Annotated in this window: 15 protein-coding genes; 7 read left to right on the top strand and 8 right to left on the bottom strand. The window is 73.7% G+C overall.

The window, feature by feature from the left end; translation table 11 throughout:
* Positions 1-2: 2 nt before the first annotated feature.
* Positions 3-1,340: an IS701 family transposase gene (locus ACN20G_RS12115; protein WP_424212759.1), complete on the top strand. Its 1,338-nt coding sequence runs from the start codon at positions 3-5 to the stop codon at positions 1,338-1,340.
* A 45-nt stretch (positions 1,341-1,385) separates the two neighbouring features.
* Here ACN20G_RS12115 and ACN20G_RS12110 read toward each other — a convergent pair whose 3' ends face one another.
* The 3 genes from ACN20G_RS12110 to ACN20G_RS12100 all read right to left on the bottom strand — a co-directional run bounded on the left by ACN20G_RS12110 (position 1,386) and on the right by ACN20G_RS12100 (position 7,160).
* Complete coding sequence (locus ACN20G_RS12110; RefSeq protein WP_424212758.1) at positions 1,386-4,520, bottom strand: tetratricopeptide repeat protein; 3,135 nt, start codon at positions 4,518-4,520, stop codon at positions 1,386-1,388.
* The gene (locus tag ACN20G_RS12105) at positions 4,517-6,442 is read right to left on the bottom strand and encodes an HSP90 family protein (RefSeq protein WP_424212757.1); all 1,926 of its coding nucleotides are present in this window, start codon (positions 6,440-6,442) and stop codon (positions 4,517-4,519) included. Before ACN20G_RS12105 ends, ACN20G_RS12110 begins: the two co-directional genes overlap by 4 nt.
* Before the next feature lie 148 nt (positions 6,443-6,590).
* Complete coding sequence (locus tag ACN20G_RS12100) at positions 6,591-7,160, bottom strand: RNA 2'-phosphotransferase (RefSeq protein ID WP_424212756.1); 570 nt, start codon at positions 7,158-7,160, stop codon at positions 6,591-6,593.
* Between the two features lie 185 nt (positions 7,161-7,345).
* Here ACN20G_RS12100 and ACN20G_RS12095 point away from each other — a divergent pair, with 185 nt between their 5' ends.
* Positions 7,346-8,110 (top strand): aquaporin, encoded by a 765-nt coding sequence (locus tag ACN20G_RS12095; RefSeq protein ID WP_424212755.1) that lies wholly within the window; start codon positions 7,346-7,348, stop codon positions 8,108-8,110.
* 246 nt (positions 8,111-8,356) lie between these two features.
* Here the strand turns inward: ACN20G_RS12095 and ACN20G_RS12090 are convergent, their stop codons facing one another.
* The 3 genes from ACN20G_RS12090 to ACN20G_RS12080 form a co-directional block, all read right to left on the bottom strand.
* On the bottom strand, positions 8,357-9,316 hold the full coding sequence (locus ACN20G_RS12090; protein WP_424212754.1) for a MerR family transcriptional regulator: 960 nt from the start codon (positions 9,314-9,316) through the stop codon (positions 8,357-8,359).
* Positions 9,317-9,438: 122 nt separating this feature from the next.
* On the bottom strand, positions 9,439-11,241 hold the full coding sequence (locus ACN20G_RS12085) for an SDR family oxidoreductase (RefSeq protein WP_424212753.1): 1,803 nt from the start codon (positions 11,239-11,241) through the stop codon (positions 9,439-9,441).
* A complete protein-coding gene (locus tag ACN20G_RS12080) occupies positions 11,238-12,074 on the bottom strand; it encodes a M24 family metallopeptidase (RefSeq protein WP_424212752.1) in 837 nt (278 codons plus the stop codon). The genes ACN20G_RS12085 and ACN20G_RS12080 overlap by 4 nt, the downstream gene beginning before the upstream one ends.
* 361 nt (positions 12,075-12,435) lie before the next feature.
* On the opposite strand from ACN20G_RS12080, the gene ACN20G_RS12075 reads away from it, so the two are divergent.
* From ACN20G_RS12075 to ACN20G_RS12055, 5 genes are all read left to right on the top strand, one after another.
* Entirely contained in the window at positions 12,436-13,437 is a 1,002-nt protein-coding gene (locus ACN20G_RS12075) for an ABC transporter ATP-binding protein (protein WP_424212751.1), read from the top strand.
* Complete coding sequence (locus ACN20G_RS12070) at positions 13,424-14,314, top strand: ABC transporter permease (RefSeq protein WP_424212750.1); 891 nt, start codon at positions 13,424-13,426, stop codon at positions 14,312-14,314. Before ACN20G_RS12075 ends, ACN20G_RS12070 begins: the two co-directional genes overlap by 14 nt.
* Positions 14,311-15,222, top strand: coding sequence for an ABC transporter ATP-binding protein (locus ACN20G_RS12065; RefSeq protein ID WP_424212749.1), 912 nt, complete (start codon positions 14,311-14,313; stop codon positions 15,220-15,222). Before ACN20G_RS12070 ends, ACN20G_RS12065 begins: the two co-directional genes overlap by 4 nt.
* 16 nt (positions 15,223-15,238) lie before the next feature.
* On the top strand, positions 15,239-15,958 hold the full coding sequence (locus tag ACN20G_RS12060; protein ID WP_424212748.1) for an ABC transporter permease: 720 nt from the start codon (positions 15,239-15,241) through the stop codon (positions 15,956-15,958).
* An 88-nt stretch (positions 15,959-16,046) separates the two neighbouring features.
* Positions 16,047-16,751: a rhomboid-like protein gene (locus ACN20G_RS12055; protein WP_424212747.1), complete on the top strand. Its 705-nt coding sequence runs from the start codon at positions 16,047-16,049 to the stop codon at positions 16,749-16,751.
* A gap of 143 nt (positions 16,752-16,894) precedes the next feature.
* Here ACN20G_RS12055 and ACN20G_RS12050 read toward each other — a convergent pair whose 3' ends face one another.
* Both ACN20G_RS12050 and serS read right to left on the bottom strand, forming a co-directional pair.
* Complete coding sequence (locus tag ACN20G_RS12050) at positions 16,895-17,707, bottom strand: HAD family hydrolase (RefSeq protein ID WP_424212746.1); 813 nt, start codon at positions 17,705-17,707, stop codon at positions 16,895-16,897.
* Entirely contained in the window at positions 17,704-18,996 is a 1,293-nt protein-coding gene (gene serS, locus ACN20G_RS12045; RefSeq protein WP_424212745.1) for a serine--tRNA ligase, read from the bottom strand. The genes ACN20G_RS12050 and serS overlap by 4 nt, the downstream gene beginning before the upstream one ends.
* Between the last annotated feature and the right edge of the window lie 410 nt (positions 18,997-19,406).

The following is a 19,406-nucleotide window of genomic DNA, read 5'->3' as shown; positions in this document are numbered from 1 at the left end:
GGATGAACGGCGGGGACGGGACGGAGCCCGAGGCGACGGCCGCGCGGGCGGAGCGCTCCGGCGGCGCACGGGCCGCCTGGCTCGCGCCCACCGCGGTGACCGCCGAGGAACGGGTGGCCGAGGAGTGGGCCGAACGCTTCGAGGCATTCCTCGACGCCCTGGGCAGCCGTTTCTTCACCCGCTCCGACCTGCGCCGACAGGCCCTGGGCTACGTGCGGGAGCTGCTGGCGGGCGGGCCCGAGGGTCCGGGCTCCGCGCTGCCGCCCGTCCTCCCGCCCGGCGGGGCCGCGGCCACCGGCCCGGATCCCTCGTGGCTGCGACAGCACCTGCTCGGCCGGGCCGTCTGGGACCCCGATCCGATCCGGGACTTCACCACCGACTACGTGGTGGACGGCCTGGCGGACGGCACCGGCGGCGGGGTGCTGGTCCTGGACGAGCTCTCGTTCCGCCGCAAGGGCACGGCCTCGGCGGGGGTGCTGCACGGGCACGCCGAGGAGTTCGGCGGCGTGGTCTCCCGTCAGATCGGGGTCTTCGCGGCCTGGTCCACCACGGCGGGCACGGCCATGGTCGACCGTGAGCTGTACCTGCCCCCCGCCTGGGACGCGGACCCCGAGCGGCGTCGGCGCGCGCACGTGCCCCCGCACGTGGGGCCCGCCGGCAAGGGCGAGTTGGCCTGGCGCGTCGTCGACCGGTTCCGGGCCCGACTGCCCGAGGCCGCCGCCCGGGGCATGTGGGTGGTGGCCGACGCGCGGCTCACCACCGAACCCACCCTGGCCCGCCGGCTGGAGGACGAGGGGGTGCCCCGGGTGCTCGCCGTGGCCCCGGACCACCCCGTGCTGCCCCAACCGGGCTGGCGGCGGATCGGCCGCCTGGTCGCCGGGCACGCCCGGGAGTCGGAATGGGACTGGCTCACGGTCGGCAGCGACGCCGTGGACACCGCCCCCTGGCAGTGGTGGGTGCGGCGGATCCCGACCCTGCCGCGCCGCGCGGGTGCGCCCCCGCCCGATCCGGCCGCCCCCGAACAGGCCCGTTGGCTGGTGGCCTGCCGGCGGACCGGGGACGTCGAGGCCCGCCGGCACTTCCTCGCCCACGGCCCGGCGGACACCCCGCTCGACGAACTGGCCTCGGTGGTGGCGACCTGGCGGCACGGGCGCAACGTGCTGACCGGGGCGGTGGAACGCACCGGGCTCGCGAACTACCGGGTCCGCTCCTGGCACGGCTGGTACCGGCACGTCACGCTGGCCCAGGCCGCCGCCGCGTTCCTCGCGGTCCAGACCGGCGGCCACCCCCGGGGCACGGTCCTCTCCCCGCTGCCGCCGCTCCTCGACACCGGCCGCTGAGCCGGTGTCGGGGAGCGGGGCCGGTGCCGAGGAGCGGGGCCGGGCTCAGTCCTCGGTGCCCTCGGCCCCTTCCGCGAAGGAGTCGAGGAGTTCGACGAGCCGCTCGCCGATCCACTCCGGCAGCTCGCCCTCGGGGCGCTCCCGCACGAAGGCGAGCAGGCCCTCGGCCCGCACCCGGGCCGCGTCCACCGCGCCGCCCAGCCGCTGCTGCCACACGGCGTTGCGCACGCACCGCAGCCAGTCCTCGGCGTGCTCGGGCAGCAGCTCCGTGTACTCCTCGGCGGCCCGGTCGAGCAGGGCGACGATCCGTTCGCGCAGCTCCCCGATCCGCTCCTCCCGCCCGGGGTCCGGGGCCTCGCCCTCCGCGCGGGCCGTGTCGGCGGCGGTCTCCTCCTCGTCCACCCGTTCCGCGAGCATCCCCGCCCACTGCTGCCGGGTCTGGGCCAGTTCGTAGCGGAGCAGCGGGTGGCCCGGGTACTGCGACAGGGCCTCCGTCAGGCCGCTCTCGCCCTCGGACATCCACTCCGCGGCCCGCTCCAGCCGGCCGTCAGCGGTGCCCTCGCGCAGGCCCAGCCAGGCCAGCGAGCGGATCATCCGGATCTCGGCCACGGGGTTGTCGCCGAGCTCCCGCCGCAGTTCCAGGGCGGCCCGGTAGGCGTCCTCGGCGGCCTCGGGCATCCGGGCCGCCGACAGCGCGTCGGCCGCCGAGTGGGCGAGGTCGGCGCGCGGCCGGGGGTCCTCCCAGGCCGCGGCGGCCTCGGCGGCGGCCACGAACTGCTCGGCGGCGCCCCGGTGGTCGTCGAGTTCCCGCAGCAGGTCCCCGAGGAACTCGCGGGCGCGCACCGGCTGGTGGTCCTCGCCGGCGAGCAGGTCCGGCAGGGCGGCCTGGAGCACCTCGGCGGCCTCGGCGGGCCGCTCCAGGGAGGCGTACGCGCGGGCCAGCAGCAGCCGGGCCTCCGCCCCCGCCCGCGGGCCGGCCTCCGACAGGTCGAACCAGTGGGACGCGGCCAGCGCGTGCCGCACCGCCGCCTCGCCCCGGCCCTCCTCGGGACCCTGGCGCAGCAGGGCCTCGGCGAGCAGCAGGTCGAGTTCCCCGCGCTGTTCGGGGTCGGCGAACTCGCCGGCGTGGCTCAGCGCGGCCGTCGCCTCGGCGGCGGCCTCCTCGGGGCGGCCGAGGCCGAGCAGGATCCGGGTCCGCCAGGCCAGGTGCGGCACGGCCTCCCAGGGCTGCCCCGCGTCGAGCGTCCGGGCGGCGGCGCGGGCCGTCAGGGCCAGGGCCTCGTCGACCTGCTCGGAGTGCAGGGCGTGGTGGGCGAGCATCGCCTCGGCGTCGGCGACGAGGTCGGCGAGGTCCTCGGCGGCGCGGCCGTCGGCGGGATCGGTGTGGGCGGCGACGTACGCGGTGAGTTCGGCCTCGACCACCGGGTCGGGCCCGGAGTCCTCGGGCCCGGAGTCCTCGGGCCCGCCGGACTCCCCGAGACCTTCGGCGTGTCCGGGGCCGGCGGTGTCCGGGTCGGCCGCGGCGTGCGCCGCCTCGTGGCGTTCGAGCTCGCGCAGGTGCGCCTCGACCCGGATCCGGGTCAGTTCGGCGGAGGCCCGCCGGCGGGCCCGCAGCGGGTCCGCGGCGGGCACCGCCTCGACGTCCGCGAAGGCGGCCCGCAGACGTTCGCGCACGAGTTCCGGTGCGGCGCCGGAGACCACGCTCGCCTCCACGATCCGCAGGCCGGCGGAGGCCACGCGTTCGGCCGCGCCGAGCTCCGCGTACGCGTCCCGCACCTCGGTGAACCGCGCGACCGCCTCGGGGTCGCCGGCGCGGGCCGCGACCAGCGTCTCGTGGTCGCGGAGTTCGACGCGCAGCAGCGGGTCGAGCCCGGGGTCCGCGGCCTCGGGGCGGGCCCGCAGCGCCGTCCACAGGGATTCGGTGGACGGGTGCCCGGCCCGGCGCGCGGCCCGGGCCGCCTCGGCGGCCTCGGCGAACGGGAGCGCGGCCTGGGGGGCGGGCGCCGCCGGGGCCGTCGGCAGCGTCAGGGGATCGCCGCCGGCCGGGGCCTGCGGGGCCGGCACGGGGGTCCGCACCCGGATCCCCAGGGGCAGCGCGTCCACCAGGGGGCGCGCCGTGACCCGCTCGCGCAGGCGGGTGGAGGTCCGGTCGTTGCCGTTGCGCGCGTCGAAGCGGGCGGCCACCTCCGAGGCGTCGGCCCACAGCACCTCGTACAGCTCGTCGACGGTCCGCTTGACCCCCTCGTAGGGCACGGCCGGCAGGGCGCCGTGCCCGTCCTCGCGCAGTCGCGCCAGCAGCACCAGCACGCCGCCGAAGAAGCCCAGCCGGGTGCTCCGGTCTGGCAGCGGGCGCAGGTGCGCGGCGTGTTCGACGAGGATCTCCAGGCCGCGCGCGGTGTTCCCGGTCAGGGCGCAGAACTCCACGTGCCGGCCGATGGAGGCGATCAGGCTCTCGCTGTCGCGGGCCATGCGCAGCCCGCGCAGGTGGTTGGCGCGGGCCTCGTCCCAGCGGCCGAGGCGGGCCAGCGGCAGCAGCGAGTGCGCGAGCAGCCGGTGGGGTTCCTCGGCGCAGGTCAGGTCGCCGGACAGCACGGGTTCCCAGGTCTCCAGGGCTCCGGCGTCGTCGCCGAGTTCGCGCCGGTGGTGGCCCTGCCCGTTGATCTCGCAGGCGTGGCAGTCGGCCATCTCGTCGCGTTCGGCGGCCTGCCAGGCGGCGAAGGCGCGGGCGGCCCGCTCGTCGTCACCGGCCTCGCTCGCCAGGTCGTACTCGGCGGAGCGCACGGCGCGTTCGCTGTGGCCGGCGATCCGGTAGCGGCGTTCCATCTCGGCGAGCCAGCCCTCGGCGGAGGCCAGCGGGATCTCCGGGGTGGCGGTGAGGGCCGAGGCCACCCATTTGAACTGCCAGAACAGCTGGTGGGCCTCCCAGGCGGAGAAGGCCGCCGGGTCCCGGTCCCATTCCTGGAGCAGGCGGGCGAAGGGCACCGGTATGCGGGTGCGTTCGGCGGAGAACTCGTATGCCTGCACCTGTCCGAACAGGGCCCGGCGCAGCAGTTCGCGGTCCCCGGTCGCCTCGGCGGCGGCCGTCAGGGCCTCGGCGTGCGCGTTGCGGGCCTGGCCGTGCGGGGAGCGGGCGTTCTCGCTCAGGCCCTCTTCGATCTCGGCGGGGCTCAGCGGGCTCATCGGAGGTCCTCTCCGGACTCGGCGGCGGGGTGGGTGGCCCATTCGAGCAGGCCGAGGAAACTGCGGTTGAGCAGGGCGGTGTCGGCCGGTCGCAGCGGTCGCTGGGCCATCAGCAGGGCCTGCCCGTACAGGGCTTCGACGGCGGTGCCGGACAGTCCGGCGTCCGGCAGCGCGGAGATCCGGCGCACCAGGGGGTTGTTGTGGTTGAGGACGAGCCGGGCTCGCGGGGCCGAGCCGCGCAGCGCGCCGAGGATGCCGGCCCACAGCGAGTCCGCGTTCTCCTCCGCGCCGGCCCGTTCGCGTTCCTGTCGGGCCTGCCGGTCGTCGAGGTGGAGGGCGGGCACCGAGACGGGCTGGAAGGCGCGCAGGATCACGTCGCAGCCGTGCGGGTCGAGGCGGGTCCGGGCATCGGCGAGGAAGGCGGTCAGGGCCAGTTCGGCCTCGGCGGGGACGGGGTCGAGGCGTTCGGTGACGGCGCCCGCGTCCAGTTCGAGCACCTTCACCCCGGGCAGCACCTCGGGCAGCAGGGCCAGCAGTTCCGCGTCGTAGGTGTAGCCGGCGTTGACCACGCCGAGGCCGTGCGCGGCGGCGATCGGGGCGATCTGCCGGAACTCCTCCACGGTGCGGGTGAAGTGCAGTTCGCGGTGGGCGGCGGTGAGCCGGGCCAGGTCGGTGGAGCCCTCGCTGGTCTCGAACGGCAGCCAGGGCAGCATCAGCCGCAGCAGTTCGGCGTCGTGCCGGGCCAGCGATTTCACGCCGAGGTGGTGCACGCTCAGGAACGCGGCGAGCCGCTCGGGGTCGCCGGCGGCGAGTTCGGTCAGCCAGCCGCGGATCCGGTCGCCGAGGGCCTCGCGGACGGCGGCGAGGGTCTCGTCGTCGTACAGGTTCTCGCGGGAGGCGGTGGGGCGCAGGGCGTCGGTGTCGAGGACGACCCGGACGAAGAAGGCCCAGTCGGGCAGCAGGTTGTCGGCCCGGTCGGTCAGCAGCATGCCCTTGAGGTGGACGCGGTGTCCGGCGCGCTGGGACGGGTTGACGGCGGCGGGCAGCACGTAGGCCACGCCGCGGATGCCGACCAGGGGCAGGTCGAGGTCGATGACGTCGAGGGGCGCGAAGCCGAACAGCTCCGAGCAGTGGGCGCCGAGCGCGGCGCGGCGCGCGAGCGGCGTGGGGTGGGGGCGTTCCCAGGGCGCGGGCCGGTCGGTGACGGGCCGGCCGGGCACGGAGCCGGGCGCGGCGGGTTCCCCGGCCGCGTCGCCGACGGGGGCCGGGAGCTCGTGGAAGGTGACCTCGTGCGGCAGCAGGGAGCCGAACTCGCGGGCGAGTTTCTCGACGCGGTCGGGCGCGGCCCATTCCTCGGCGCCCGGGCGTACCCGCAGGAAGACGGTGGTGCCGGGCTCCGCGCGGGCCCCGGCGGGCAGTTCGCGCACGGTGTAGGGGCCGTCGTCCTCCGCGAGCCACTCCACCGGCGGGGCCTGCGGGTCACGGGCCGAGCGGGTCACGACCCGGATGGTGCGGGCCACGACGAAGCAGGCCAGCAGGCCGATGCCGAACTGGCCGAGGAACTCGCGGCGGGCGCTTTCGAGTCCGGCCTCGCCGCCGCGCTTGGAGCTGCGGCCGATGGTGGCCAGGAGGGTGTGGGTCTCGGCGGGGGTCAGGCCGATGCCGTTGTCCTCGATGACGACGGTGTGACCGTCGGAGCCGAGCCGGATCGCGGCGGGTTCGGCGGGGCCGCCCAGCGCGCGGCGGGCGGTGACGGCGTCCACGGCGTTCTGGAGCAGTTCGCGGACGTACACCCGGGGGCTGGAGTACAGGTGGTGGGAGAGCAGGTCCACCAGACCGCGCAGGTCCACCTGGAAGCTGTTGGCGCCGGGTTCGGGCGCGCCGGTCGCGGCGGGCTCGGGCGGGGGTGTCGTCGTGCTCATGGGCTGTCACCTCGTGGGTCGCCGGTGGAGGGGGCCGATCGCGAGGACCCCCCCTCACAGACCGTGCGCCCCAGGGTAGGCGGCCGCGCCGACAGGGCCGCCGCGAATTTCCCACCCGCGTTCGAGGACCGTCCGGGGTGACGGGTGCTCAGCGGGGCGGGCGCAGGAATTCGGGGGGAACGGCGGCGGCGAGCCACACGCCGTTCTCGCTGCGGCGGAAGAGGTGTCCGGCGGCGCGCATCCCGGCCGCGTCCACGGTGAGGACCACGGGCCGGCCGCGCCGGGCGCCGACCCGGCGGGCGGTCTCGCGGTCGGGGGAGAGGTGCACGTGGTCGCGTTTCATCGGGCGCAGCCCCTCGGCGAGGATCGCGGGGAGGGCGGCCGGGACGGTGCCGTGGAAGAGGATCTCGGGCGGTTCCACGGCGGGCAGGCCCAGGTCCACGGCGACGGTGTGCCCTTGGGCGGCCCGGATCCGGGGGCCCTCGACGGTGAAGCGGCGTTTGTCGTTGACGGCGACCACGTGGTCGAGTTCGGCCCGGGTGATGGGGAATCCGTGCGCGGCGGCGGCGCGCAGGAGCTCGTCCACGAGGACCCAGCCGCCGGGGGCGAGGACGAGCCCGAGGCGTTCGGGGCGGTGTCGCAGGTGCCGGGAGAGGTACTTGGAGATCCGCACGGTCCGCTCGTCGGACGGGGTCGCGGGAGGGTCGTCGGGGGCCATGGTCCCAGGGTGCCGGGGGAGCGCCGGCGGGGCACCGGGTTTTCGCGGGCGTACCGGCGGATCGGGGGGCGCGCGATCCGGTGCGCGAGCGCTTCGAGCGCTCGCCTCGACCCTCTGTTCAGTTTCCGTGATGCGAAATATATTTTCCGATATCACCCACCATCGCTCTGTTCTCAGGGGAGACCATGACTGCCCACGCCTCGTTGTCGCGCCGCGCGACCGCCGAACTCATCGGCACCGCCGGCCTGCTCGTGGTGGTGATCGGCTCCGGTATCCAGGCCGCGGCGCTCAGCCGCGACTCGGGTGTCGCGCTGATCGCGAACTCGGCGGCCTCGGCCGTCGGACTCGGTCTGATCATCGTTCTGTTCGGCCCGCTCTCCGGCGCGCACCTGAACCCCGTGGTCACCCTGACGGCCTGGTGGGGTCGGCGGATGGGCGGCGAGGGGCTGAGCGCGCGCGAGGCCCTGGTGTACGTGGCGGCCCAGATGGCGGGCGGGATAGCGGGCGCGGTCCTCGCCGAGGTGATGTTCGGCCGCACCCCGGGGACCTTCGCGGGCACGGTGCGCGACGAGGGACACCTGCTGATCGGCGAGGTGGTGGCCACGGCCGGACTGGTGCTCGTCATCCAGGGGCTGGGGCGGATCGGGCGGGCCCGGCTGATCCCGTTGGCGGTGGCCGTCTACATCGGGGCCGCGATCTGGTTCACCTCCTCCGGCTCCTTCGCCAATCCGGCCGGCACCGTGGCCCGTTCGTTCAGCGACTCCTTCACCGGCATCGCCCCGGGCTCCCTGCCCGGGTTCGTGCTCGCCCAACTCCTCGGCGGCGTCCTCGGCCTGGCCGTGACGGCGCTCCTCTACGGGCGTCCGGAGCGCGCTTCGGTCGCCCCGGTGCTCACCGAGGCGCCCGCCGGCGTCCCCGCCGACCGCCCGGAGTTCCACAAGGCGACCTGAGCGGCCCTGGGAACCTGTGGACGATGGCACGCTCGTCCACAGGCATCGGGCACTTGTCCACAGCGCTTTGGGGCGAATTGCCCGGCAAATGGGTGATCCGCCCTGTGGACTGTGACCCGGGACCTGTGGACGGACGGGTGCCACAGGGCGCGACGGGACACCCGCGCGCCGCCGCGCGCACGCCCCGGGGCACGCCCCCTCCCGCGCGCACCGATCTCCGGACCGGGCGTCCGGACGGCGGCCGGCTCAGGCATCCGGGGCCCGCCCGGCGAGCGCGTTCATCGTGCGCGCCTGCACCTCGCGTTCGGTGGCGGCCCGCACGAACGCCGCCACGTGCTCCGCCCCCACCAGCTCCCGCACCGCCGACACCGTCTCGGCGGGCAGGGACACCGGCGCCGGACCGGCCGGCCCCGGTCCCTGGCCCCCGCCCGCGACCAGGTGTCGGTGCAGGTGCCGGCTCGCGTACAGGCCCATCGCCCGCGCCAGCTCGGCGTCCACGGTCTGCTGCGCCAACGGCCGCAGCCGGCGCACCATCGCCGCCGCCTCCGTGGCCGCCGCCTCGCTCAACACCGGCACCTCCCCCTCCGGCCCCGGGTCCTCGGGCAACGGCCCCAGGTAGCGGGCGAAGACGTGCTCGGTCGTGAACTCCAGGAACCGGGAGGCGATGAGCTCCACCTGCCCGCGCAACTCCCGAAGGTGCCCGGTGATGGCCCCCAACGGCACCCCCGCCTCGTACAGCTCCGCCGCCACCGCCAACTCCGTGGGCGAGGGCACCAGGAACTCGTCCGCCCGGCCCGGCACCGGCTCCAGCACCCCCAATTCGCACGCCTCGGCCACCGCCCGGTCGTCCGGCCGCCCGCCGAACCGCCGATCCAGCTCCTCCCGCGAGATCCGGTCGGCCTGCTCGTCCGTCCACGGCGCGTGCACCTCCGCGACCAGCCCCAGCACCCCGCCCAGACCCCGACCGCTGTCCCATGCCTGGAACAGCTCCTTGATCGAGGCCAGGGTGTAGCCCCGGTCCAGCAGGTCCGCGATCTGCCGCAACCGGGCCAGGTGCGCGGTGCCGTACACGTTGGCCCGGCCGCGCCGCTCCGGCCTCGGCAACAGGCCGCGATCCTGATAGGCCCGGATCGTGCGCACCGTCGCCCCGCTGTGGTGCGCCAAGTCCTCGATGCGGTACTCGGTCGGTGCTGCCTGTTCGGACATTCCACTCCCTGTGACGGCGGCCGGTTCCCCACCGGGAGCGGCCGGGTCGGCCGCCGGACCTCCCGCGAGGGATGGTACGGCCGGCGACCGGGGCCCGGTATGGCCGTGCCCCGGCCGATCCCTCAGATCCGCGCCTCCCGTTTCGCCAGGAACCGCAGCACCCCGGGAGCCCACCGCGACAGGGCCCGGGCACCCTTCGACTCGGGGGTCACCGGCACCACGGCCTCGTTGCGGACCACCGCCCGCAGCACCGCCTCGGCCACCTTCTCCGGCGGGAAGGCCCGCAGCGCGTACAGCCGTGAACTGCGCTCCTGTCGCCGCCGCTCCTCCGTCGCGTCCACCCCCACGAACCGCGAGGTCGCCGTGATGTTGGTGTTCACGATCCCCGGGCAGATCGCCGAGACCCCGATCGACCGGTCCGCGAGCTCCGCGCGCAGGCACTCGGAGAGCATCAGCACCGCGGCCTTCGAGGTGCTGTACGCGGGCAGCACCCGCGAGGGCAGGTACGCGGCCGCCGAGGCCGTGTTGACGATGTGTCCGCCCTGCCCCCGCTCGGCCATCTGCCGGCCGAAGATCCGGCACCCGTGGATCACTCCCCACAGGTTCACGTCCAACACCCGCCGCCAGTCCTCCGAGGAGGTCTCCAGGAACGGGCCCGAGAGCCCGATGCCGGCGTTGTTGACGAGGACGTCCACCACCCCGTACTCGGCCGCCACCTTCGCCGCGAGCTTCTCCATGGCCGCCTCGTCCGAGACGTCCACGCACTCCGCCCACGCCTGCGGAGCGCCCACCAGCCGGGACAGCTCCGCCGTCCGCCGCGCGCCCTCCGCGTCCATGTCCACCGCGATCACCCGGGCCCTGGCCTCCGCGAACGCGAACACCGTGGCCCGCCCGATCCCGCTCGCCGCGCCCGTCACCAGCACCAACTGCCCGGCGAACCGCTCCGCCCAGGGCCCCTTCGGAGCCGCCGGCAGCCCTCCCGCAGGCGCCGGCCGCCGTTCGTGCGCCGCCACGAACTCCCCGATCCACGAGGCCACCTGGTCCGGCCGGGTACGGGGCACCCAGTGCCGCGCCGGCAGGGTGCGCCGGGTCAGCTCCGGCACCCAGTCGCCCAGGTCGTCGTAGAGCCGCTCGGAGAGGAACGCGTCCCCGGTCGGGGTGATCAACTGCACCGGGACGTGCGCGAACGCGTCCGCGCGCGGCCGGCGCAGCCGCGCCCGCACGTTGTCCCGGTACAACCACGCCCCGCGCGCCGCGTCCGAGGGCAGCGACGCGGTCGGGTACCCGGCCTCCCGGGTCCCCTCCAAGCGGCCCAGGATCGCCGGCCACCGCCTGCCCAGCGGCCCCCGCCAGGCCAGCTCCGGCAGGGCCGGGGTGTGCAGCGCGTACACGTACCAGGACTTGGCGCCCTGGCCCAGCAACTGCGCGGTCCGACGCGGGGTGGGCCGCGTCATCCGCTTCTTGATCCAGTGCCCGAAGTGGTCCAGCGAGGGCCCCGAGATCGAGGTGAACGAGGCGATCCGCCCCTCCGTGCGACGTACCGTCGCGAACTCCCAGCCCTGCACCGAGCCCCAGTCGTGGCCCACCAGGTGCACCGGCCGGTCCGGGCTCACCGCGTCGACCACCGCGAGGAAGTCGTCCGTCAGCTTCTCCAGCGTGAACCCGCCGCGCAGCGGCTCGGGCGCCGCCGAGCCCCCGTGCCCGCGCACGTCGTACGCGACCACGTGGAAGCGGTCGGCGAGCCGCTCGGCCACCTCCGACCACACCTCCTTGGTGTCGGGGTAGCCGTGCACCAACACCACCGTGGGCCGGTCCGGGGCCGGCGCCCCCAGCTCCACCACGCACAGCTCGACCCCGCCCGTGCGCACCTGCCGCCGGGTCGCCCCCGGCCACCAGCGGGTCTCCCCGCTCCCGTTCCCGCTCATGCCACCGTCTCCTCGGCCTCGGCCCAGCGCCGCACGTGCGGCAGGTCGTCGTCCAACCAGAACGCGCTCTCCTCGGGGTCCCGCGAATCGGTCACCACGAGGATCTCCTCGAACTTGGCCCCCACCCCCCGGAACCCCAGGTGCGGTTCGACCGCCCACAACCCGGGGGTCGGCGGGTGGTCGGAGAACCGGTACGGGCTCCACAGCGGGGACCAGCCCTCACGGTGACCGTGCAGGGCGTCGCTCGCGAGTCCCTTGAGGGACTGGGTCCCGAACCCGAACGCCGTGGGCGCGAACCGCCGCTCCCGCACCCGGTCCACCTTGTGCGCGATCACCCCGAACGGATACGCCCGGTGCCGGTTGGCGTAGCCCTGCCGGGTCATCAGCACCTCCACGTTCCGGTAGATCTCGCGCAGCGAACGCCGGGCCCGCACCTGCTCCAGGATCAGCTCCCGGTGCACCCGGAGGTCGGCGACCAGGCGGTCGTGCAGCGGACTGGGCCCGAGCACCCCGGAGTACCCCACGTCGGCCGTGTACCCCCGGTACACCGGCGCCATGTCGAGGATGAAGGGCATCCCCGGCTCCAGCGCGCGGTTGGTCGGGAAGAACTGGAGCGGGATCCGGAAGTTCTCGAAGGCCGTGCGGTCCCCGAACCACGCGAACGGCAGGTGGAACCAGTCCCGCACCCCCCGCTCCCGCAGCCACTCCCGCTGCATCCGGGCCGCCTCGCGCTCGGTGACCCCCGGCCGCAACCGGGCCGCCACCGCCTCCGCGCAGGCGTACGCCAACCGCTGGACCTCCCGGAAACCCTCCAACTCGGCCGCCGCGGGCATCCCCGCCCCCGCCCCGACCGTCGTTCCCCGCCTGTCCCCAGCCATCACACAGCCGCCCGTCTCCCGTAGCCGTACGCGCCCGTAACTTGACACCGATGAATGTGACAATGCCCGGCGTGCACGTCAAGGGGGATGCGTGTACCTGTGGAAAACCAGCGCCTTGTGGACAACCTTCGCCCCGAAACGCGCGACTCCCCCCGCGCCCCGACCCGCGCCCCGAGCCGCACCCTCGACCCGCGCCCCTGATCCCCACCCCCGCCGCGTGTAGTCCTCCCGTAAGGGCGTGTAGTCCTGAAGGCGGAGACACAGGCACGCTTCTGGTCTGACGAACCGCGGGTCTTTCGCCACTACCGTCGAACCCGTGACTGTCATCGCGACCGAAAGCCTGAGCAAGCGGTACCCCCGAGTGACCGCCCTCGACCGGCTCACCCTCGACATCGGCCCCGGGGTGACCGGCCTCGTGGGCGCCAATGGAGCGGGCAAGTCCACGCTCATCAAGATCCTGCTGGGCCTGTCCCCCGCCACCGAGGGCCGCGCCGCCGTGCTCGGCCTCGACGTCGCGACCCACGGCAGCGCCATCCGCGAGCGGGTGGGCTACATGCCCGAGCACGACGCCCTGCCCCCGGACGTCTCGGCCACCGAGTTCGTCGTCCACATGGCCCGGATGTCCGGACTGCCGGCCACCGCCGCCCGCGAACGGACCGCCGACACCCTGCGCCACGTCGGCCTCTACGAGGAGCGCTACCGCCCCATCGGCGGATACTCCACCGGCATGAAGCAGCGGGTCAAACTGGCCCAGGCCCTCGTGCACGACCCCCAGCTGGTCCTGCTGGACGAGCCCACCAACGGCCTCGACCCGGTCGGCCGCGACGAGATGCTGGACCTGATCCGGCGCGTCCACACCGACTTCGGGATCTCGGTCCTGGTCACCTCGCACCTGCTCGGCGAACTCGAACGCACCTGTGACCACGTCGTGGTCGTGGACGGCGGCCGACTGCTGCGCTCCAGCTCCACCAGCGACTTCACCCAGACCACCACCACCCTCGCCGTCGAGGTCACCGACTCCGACGCCCACCCCGACGGCACCGAGGCCCTGCGCCGCGCGCTGCTCGCCGCCGGCGTCACCCTGGAGACCACCTCCGAGCAGGGACTGCCGGGAGCCGGCCACATCCTCCTCGTGGAGGCCGTCGGCGAGTCCACCCACGACACCGTCCGCGACCTCGTCGCCGACCTCGGACTCGGCCTGGTCCGCATGGAACAGCGCCGGCACCACATCGCCGAGGTCTTCCGCACCCCGCAGGCCGAGGCCCACGCGCCCTCCGCCGCCCTCGCGAAGGGAGTCGGCACCGATGGCGTCGCCTGACACCTCGTCCCGCATCCACAACATCGGCTACCGCTCCTACGAGGGCGCCCGCCTCGGCCGCGCCTACGCCCGCCGCTCCCTCTACACGCAGTCCCTGCGCGGGGCCTACGGGCTGGGCCGCTCGGCCAAGTCGAAGATCCTCCCGATGATCCTCTTCGGCGTGATGTGCGTGCCCGCGCTCATCATCGTCGCGGTGGCCATCGCGATCCCCGGCTCCTCCGACCTGCCGCTGAAGTACACCACCTACGCCCTGACCACCCAGGTGATCATCGGGCTCTTCCTGGCCTCCCAGGCGCCGCAGTCGGTCTCGCGGGACCTGCGCTTCCGGACCGTGCCGCTGTACTTCTCCCGGCCCATCGAACGCGTGGACTACGTCCTCGCCAAGTTCGCCGCCATGTTCACCGCGCTCGCCGTCCTCACCGCGACCCCCCTGCTGATCATGTACATCGGGGCCCTGCTCGCGAAGTTCGACTTCGGCGACCAGACGAAGGGCTTCGGTCAGGGACTGGTGTCCGTGCTGCTGCTCTCCCTCCTCTTCGCCGGCCTCGGCCTGGTGATGGCCGCGCTCACCCCCCGGCGCGGCTTCGGCGTCGCCGCCGTGATCGCGATGCTCCTGATCCCCTACGGCGCCGTCTCCACCGTCCAGGCCATCGCCTACTCCACCGGCAACGCCGGCGCCGTGGAATGGCTCGGACTCTTCTCGCCGATCACCCTGATCGACGGGGTCCAGACTGCCTTCCTCGGCGCGACCTCCGCCTTCCCCGGCGGCGGCGGCCCGGGCGCGGGCGTCGGAATCGTCTACCTGCTGGTCGTCATCGGCCTCGTGATCGGCTCCTACGCCGCGCTGATGGCCCGCTACCGGAGGGCCGGCCTGTGAGTACCATCGACATCGACCACACCTCGCGCTGGTTCGGCAACGTCGTCGCCGTCAACGACGTCACCATGCGGATCGGCCCCGGCGTGACCGGACTGCTCGGCCCCAACGGCGCCGGCAAGTCCACCCTCATCAACATGATGGGCGGCTTCCTGCCCCCCTCCACCGGCACCGTCACCCTGGACGGGGAGCCGATCTGGCGCAACGAATCGGTCTACAAGAAGATCGGCGTGGTCCCCGAGCGCGAGGCCATGTACGACTTCCTCACCGGCTGGGAGTTCGTCCTGGCCAACGCCGAGCTGCACGGGCTCGACGAGGCCGCCGCCCGGCGCGCGCTGGCCACCGTCGAGATGGAGTACGCCCAGGACCGGAAGATCTCCGGCTATTCCAAGGGCATGCGCCAACGCGTGAAGATGGCCTCCGCCCTCGTCCACGACCCGGCCGTGCTCCTCCTCGACGAGCCCTTCAACGGCATGGACCCGCGCCAGCGGATGCAGCTCATGGACCTGCTGCGGCGGATGGGCGAGAGCGGGCGCACCGTGCTCTTCTCCTCCCACATCCTGGAGGAGGTGGAACAGCTCGCCTCCCACATCGAGGTGATCGTCGCGGGCCGGCACGCGGCCTCCGGCGACTTCCGCAGGATCCGGCGGCTGATGACCGACCGCCCCCACCGCTACCTGATCCGCTCCTCCGACGACCGGGCCCTGGCCGCGGCCCTGATCGCCGACCCCTCCACCGCCGGCATCGAGGTGGACCACAAGGAGGGCGCGCTGCGGGTACAGGCCGTGGACTTCGGCCGCTTCACCGAACTGCTGCCCCGGATCGCCCGGACCCACGGCATCCGACTGCTCACGGTCTCGCCCTCGGACGAGTCCCTCGAGTCGGTCTTCTCCTACCTCGTCACGGCCTGAAAGGAGCCCGAACCCCATGTACGAACCCACCGTCGCGCGGCTCACCTACCGCGCTCTCCTCGGCCGCCGTCGGGCCCTGATCCTCTTCGGGCTCCCGGTCGTCCTGATCGCGATCGCCGTGGCCGTCCGCCTGTTCACCGGCGGCGACGACAAGGTCGCCGCCGACTTCCTCGGCGGCTTCGCCCTGGCCACGATGGTCCCGCTGATCGGTGTGATCGCCGGCACCGGCGCCATCGGCCCGGAGATCGACGACGGCTCGATCGTCTACCTGCTCGCCAAGCCGGTGAACCGCCCGACGATCATCATGACCAAGCTGATCGTCGCCATCGCCGTCACCATGGCCTTCTCCGCGATCCCGACCCTGATCGCCGGGTTCATCCTGAACGGCAACGGCCAGCAGATCGCCGTGGCCTACATGATCGCGGCCCTGATCGCCTCCGTGGCCTACAGCGCGCTCTTCCTGCTCCTGGGCACGGTCAGCCGGCACGCCGTGGTCTTCGGCCTGGTCTACGCCCTGATCTGGGAGTCCCTCTTCGGCAGCCTGGTCGAGGGCGCCAAGACCCTCAGCGTCCAGCAGTGGTCCCTGTCGGTGGCGGACCGGATCGCGGGGGACGGCTTCGTGAACGCGAGCGTCGGCCTGCCCACCGCCGTGATCCTGCTCGTCGTGGTCACGGTGGGCGCCACCGCCTACGCCGGGCAGAAGCTCCGCCGGCTCAGCCTCGCCGGCGAGGAGTGAGCCCCGCGCACCCGTGAGGACGCGGACGTCACGCCCCGCTCGGCCCCCCGGCCGGGCGGGGCGCGCGCGTGCGCGCGAGGATCGGTACATGTCGACACCGCGCGAGCCCGAACCCGCGCGTCCGGTGCGCTCCTGGATCCGCTCCAGTCCCGGTACGCAGCTGTGGCTGGTGGCCATCGCCGTCACGAGCCTGATCGTCCTCGTGGCCCCCGACCGGGTGGACCAGTGGCTGATGCACCGCAACAGCAGCAACATCCACCAGCTCGTCCACCACCCCTTCCGGGCCCTGCTCGCCAGCGCCTTCTGGATCGAGAACCCGGCCTCGCTCCCGCTCTACCTGCTGCTCTTCCAGCTCTTCCACGCCACCACCGAGCGCTGGCTGGGCACCCTGCGCTGGCTGGCGGTGGTGGCCACCGCGCACATCACGGCGACCCTGATCAGCCAGAAGGTGGTCTCGCTCGCGATCGAGGCGCACCGGGCCCCGAAGAGCATGGCGCACGTGGTCGACATCGGGGTCAGTTACGGGCTGGCGGGGGCCGTCGGGGTGCTCACCTACCGACTGCCCCGGCCCTGGCGCTGGTTCTACCTGGTCGGGGCGGTGGCCTTCTTCGGGATCCCGCTGGTCGGCGGGGCGGCCTTCACCGACCTCGGGCACGCGATCGCCCTCTCGGTGGGCCTGCTGGCCTGGCCGCTGACCCGCCGGCCGCGCGGTCCCCACGCCCCGGGCCGCCGCCTCGCCAAGAAGCGTGTTTCACGTGAAACAGCGACCGGTGTTTCACGTGAAACACCCTGAGCCGACCCGTCGGAAAATGGCCGGCGACCGGCCGGCCGAAGGAGCAGAGTGGAGCCGCGGGGAGAAACGAGAGGTCCGGACCGGCCACTTCGAGCGCGCCTGTGGGCGCGGGCCGATCCGGACCTCTTCCCGTCCGTTCTCGCTCAGGCGGCGCCGAGCAGGCGCTCCAGGACCACGGCGATGCCGTCCTCCTCGTTCGAGGTGGTGACCTCGTCCGCGATCGCCTTGAGGTCGGCGTGGGCGTTGGCCATCGCCACCCCGTGCGCGGCCCAGCCGAACATCGGGATGTCGTTGGGCATGTCGCCGAAGGCGATGGTGTCGGCGGCCTTGACCCCGAGCCGGCGCGCGGCCAGCGAGAGACCGGTGGCCTTGCTCAGGCCCAGCGGCAGGATCTCCACGATCCCGGGCCCGGCCATCACGATGTCGACCAGGTTGCCGACGACCTCACGGGCGGCCTTGGCCAGCGCGTCGTCGTCCAGCTCGGCGTGCTGGATGTAGAGCTTGTTGAGCGGGGCGCTCCAGACCTCGGAGGTGTCCTCCAGGTAGAGCGCCGGCAGCCCTTCCTGCACCCGGTACCCGGGCCCGAACAGGACCTCGCCGTCGACCCCGTCCCGGCTCGCCGCAAGGGCCACCGAGCCGACCTCGGCCTCTATCTTCGCCAGGGCCAGTCCGGCGAGCTGACGGTCGAGGGTGACCGAGGTCAGCAGCCGGCCGGCGCCCGCGTCGTAGATCTGGGCGCCCTGGCCGCAGACCGCGATGCCCCGGTAGCCGAGGTCGTCGAGGATGTGCCGGGTCCAGGGCACGGACCGGCCGGTGACCACGATGTGCGCGGCGCCGGCCGCGCAGGCGGCCACGAGGGCCTCGCGGGTGCGCTCCGAGACGGTGTCGTCGGAGCGCAGCAGCGTGCCGTCGAGGTCGGTGGCGACGAGCTTGTACGGGAACGGGGCCGTGCTCACTTGGCGACCGGCTCCAGTACCTCGCGGCCGCCCAGGTACGGACGCAGCACCTCGGGCACGCGGACCGAACCGTCGGCCTGCTGGTGGTTCTCCAGCAGCGCCACGATGGTGCGCGGCACGGCGCACAGGGTGCCGTTGAGGGTGGACAGCGGGCGGGTGGTCTTCTTGCCGCCCTCGCCGGTCTCGCGGACCCGGACGGAGAGCCGGCGGGCCTGGAAGCCGTCGCAGTTGGAGGCGGAGGTCAGCTCGCGGTACTTGCCCTGGGTGGGGATCCACGCCTCGCAGTCGAACTTGCGGGAGGCGGAGGCGCCCAGGTCACCGGTGGCCACGTCGATCACGCGGAACGGCAGGCCGAGGGAGGTCAGCCACTGCTTCTCCCACTCCAGCAGGCGCCGGTGCTCGGCCTCGGCCTCCTCCGGGGCGACGTAGGAGAACATCTCCACCTTGTCGAACTGGTGGACGCGGAAGATGCCGCGGGTGTCCTTGCCGTAGGTGCCGGCCTCGCGGCGGAAGCAGGGGGAGAACCCGGCGTAGCGCAGCGGGAGCTGGTCCGCCTCGATGATCTCGTCCATGTGGTACGCGGCGAGGGGGACCTCGGAGGTGCCGACCAGGTAGTAGTCGTCCTTCTCCAGGTGGTAGACGTTCTCGGCGGCCTGGCCGAGGAAGCCGGTGCCCTCCATGGCCTTGGGGCGGACCAGGGCCGGGGTGAGCATGGGGATGAACCCGGCCTCGGTGGCCTGCGCGATGGCCGCGTTGACCAGGGCCAGCTCCAGCAGGGCGCCGACGCCGGTCAGGTAGTAGAAGCGCGAGCCCGAGACCTTGGCCCCGCGCTCCACGTCGATGGCACGCAGTGCCTCGCCGAGTTCGAGGTGGTCCTTGGGCTCGAAGCCCTCGGCGGCGAAGTCGCGGATGGTGCCGTGGGTCTCCAGCAGGGCGAAGTCCTCCTCGCCGCCGATCGGGACCTCGGGGTGGACCAGGTTGCCCAGGCGCAGCAGCAGGGCCTTGGCGGTCTCGTCCGCCTCGTTCTGCTCGGCCTCGGCGGCCTTCACGTCCGTCTTGAGCTGGTCGGCGCGGGTCAGCAGCTCCGCGCGCTCCTCCGGGGTCGCCTTGGGGATCAGCTTGCCCAGGGACTTCTGCTCGTTGCGCAGTTCGTCGAAGCGGGATCCCGCGGACCTGCGGCGCTCGTCGGCGGAGAGGAGGGAGTCGACGAGGGCGACGTCCTCTCCACGGGCGCGCTGCGAGGCGCGGACACGGTCGGGGTCTTCACGGAGCAGCCGGAGGTCAATCACCCCTCCAGGCTACCGGTCCGCCCCTTGGGGGATCACACCGATATCACGCTGCGTGTCGCTTTGTCCCGATTGCCGAGAATGCAAAACCCACGATCGGGGCCTTCGCGGGATGCGTCGATCAGGAATGCGATCGGCCCCGGCGGCATTCCGAGGGGTGTGGATTTCCGGGGGAAACCCGGGAACAGGGGGAGGATTCAAGCCGGTGGAACGGCCGATTTCGCCCCCGTTGAGCTGTGGTTTGTCCACAGGGATCTTCGGGAACGCGGCAGTTGTCCACAGGCTTGGAAGCGGAACTGTGGATGTCGAAAGCGATCATTGCCGATCGACTCTCGACCCGGGGAAAACATGGTTCAAACCCCGCTCAGACACTCATTCGGGTGGTAATGCGTGGTTCTCATGGGTGGGTATGC

The sequence above is a fragment of the Streptomyces dryopteridis genome, assembly GCF_049606955.1.
Lineage (GTDB): Bacteria > Actinomycetota > Actinomycetes > Streptomycetales > Streptomycetaceae > Streptomyces.
This window is presented reverse-complemented; position numbering and strand designations above follow the sequence as displayed.

Bases quoted from the DNA above. Each gene is read 5' to 3' on its own strand.
- ACN20G_RS12060 (WP_424212748.1), top strand. From the start codon at position 15,239: ATGTACGAACCCACCGTCGCGCGGCTCACCTACCGCGCTCTCCTCGGC.
- ACN20G_RS12070 (WP_424212750.1), top strand. From the start codon at position 13,424: ATGGCGTCGCCTGACACCTCGTCCCGCATCCACAACATCGGCTACCGC.
- ACN20G_RS12055 (WP_424212747.1), top strand. From the start codon at position 16,047: ATGTCGACACCGCGCGAGCCCGAACCCGCGCGTCCGGTGCGCTCCTGG.
- ACN20G_RS12095 (WP_424212755.1), top strand. From the start codon at position 7,346: ATGACTGCCCACGCCTCGTTGTCGCGCCGCGCGACCGCCGAACTCATC.
- ACN20G_RS12100 (WP_424212756.1), bottom strand. From the start codon at position 7,160: ATGGCCCCCGACGACCCTCCCGCGACCCCGTCCGACGAGCGGACCGTG.
- ACN20G_RS12080 (WP_424212752.1), bottom strand. From the start codon at position 12,074: ATGCCCGCGGCGGCCGAGTTGGAGGGTTTCCGGGAGGTCCAGCGGTTG.
- ACN20G_RS12115 (WP_424212759.1), top strand. From the start codon at position 3: ATGAACGGCGGGGACGGGACGGAGCCCGAGGCGACGGCCGCGCGGGCG.
- ACN20G_RS12085 (WP_424212753.1), bottom strand. From the start codon at position 11,241: ATGAGCGGGAACGGGAGCGGGGAGACCCGCTGGTGGCCGGGGGCGACC.
- ACN20G_RS12090 (WP_424212754.1), bottom strand. From the start codon at position 9,316: ATGTCCGAACAGGCAGCACCGACCGAGTACCGCATCGAGGACTTGGCG.
- ACN20G_RS12110 (WP_424212758.1), bottom strand. From the start codon at position 4,520: ATGAGCCCGCTGAGCCCCGCCGAGATCGAAGAGGGCCTGAGCGAGAAC.
- ACN20G_RS12105 (WP_424212757.1), bottom strand. From the start codon at position 6,442: ATGAGCACGACGACACCCCCGCCCGAGCCCGCCGCGACCGGCGCGCCC.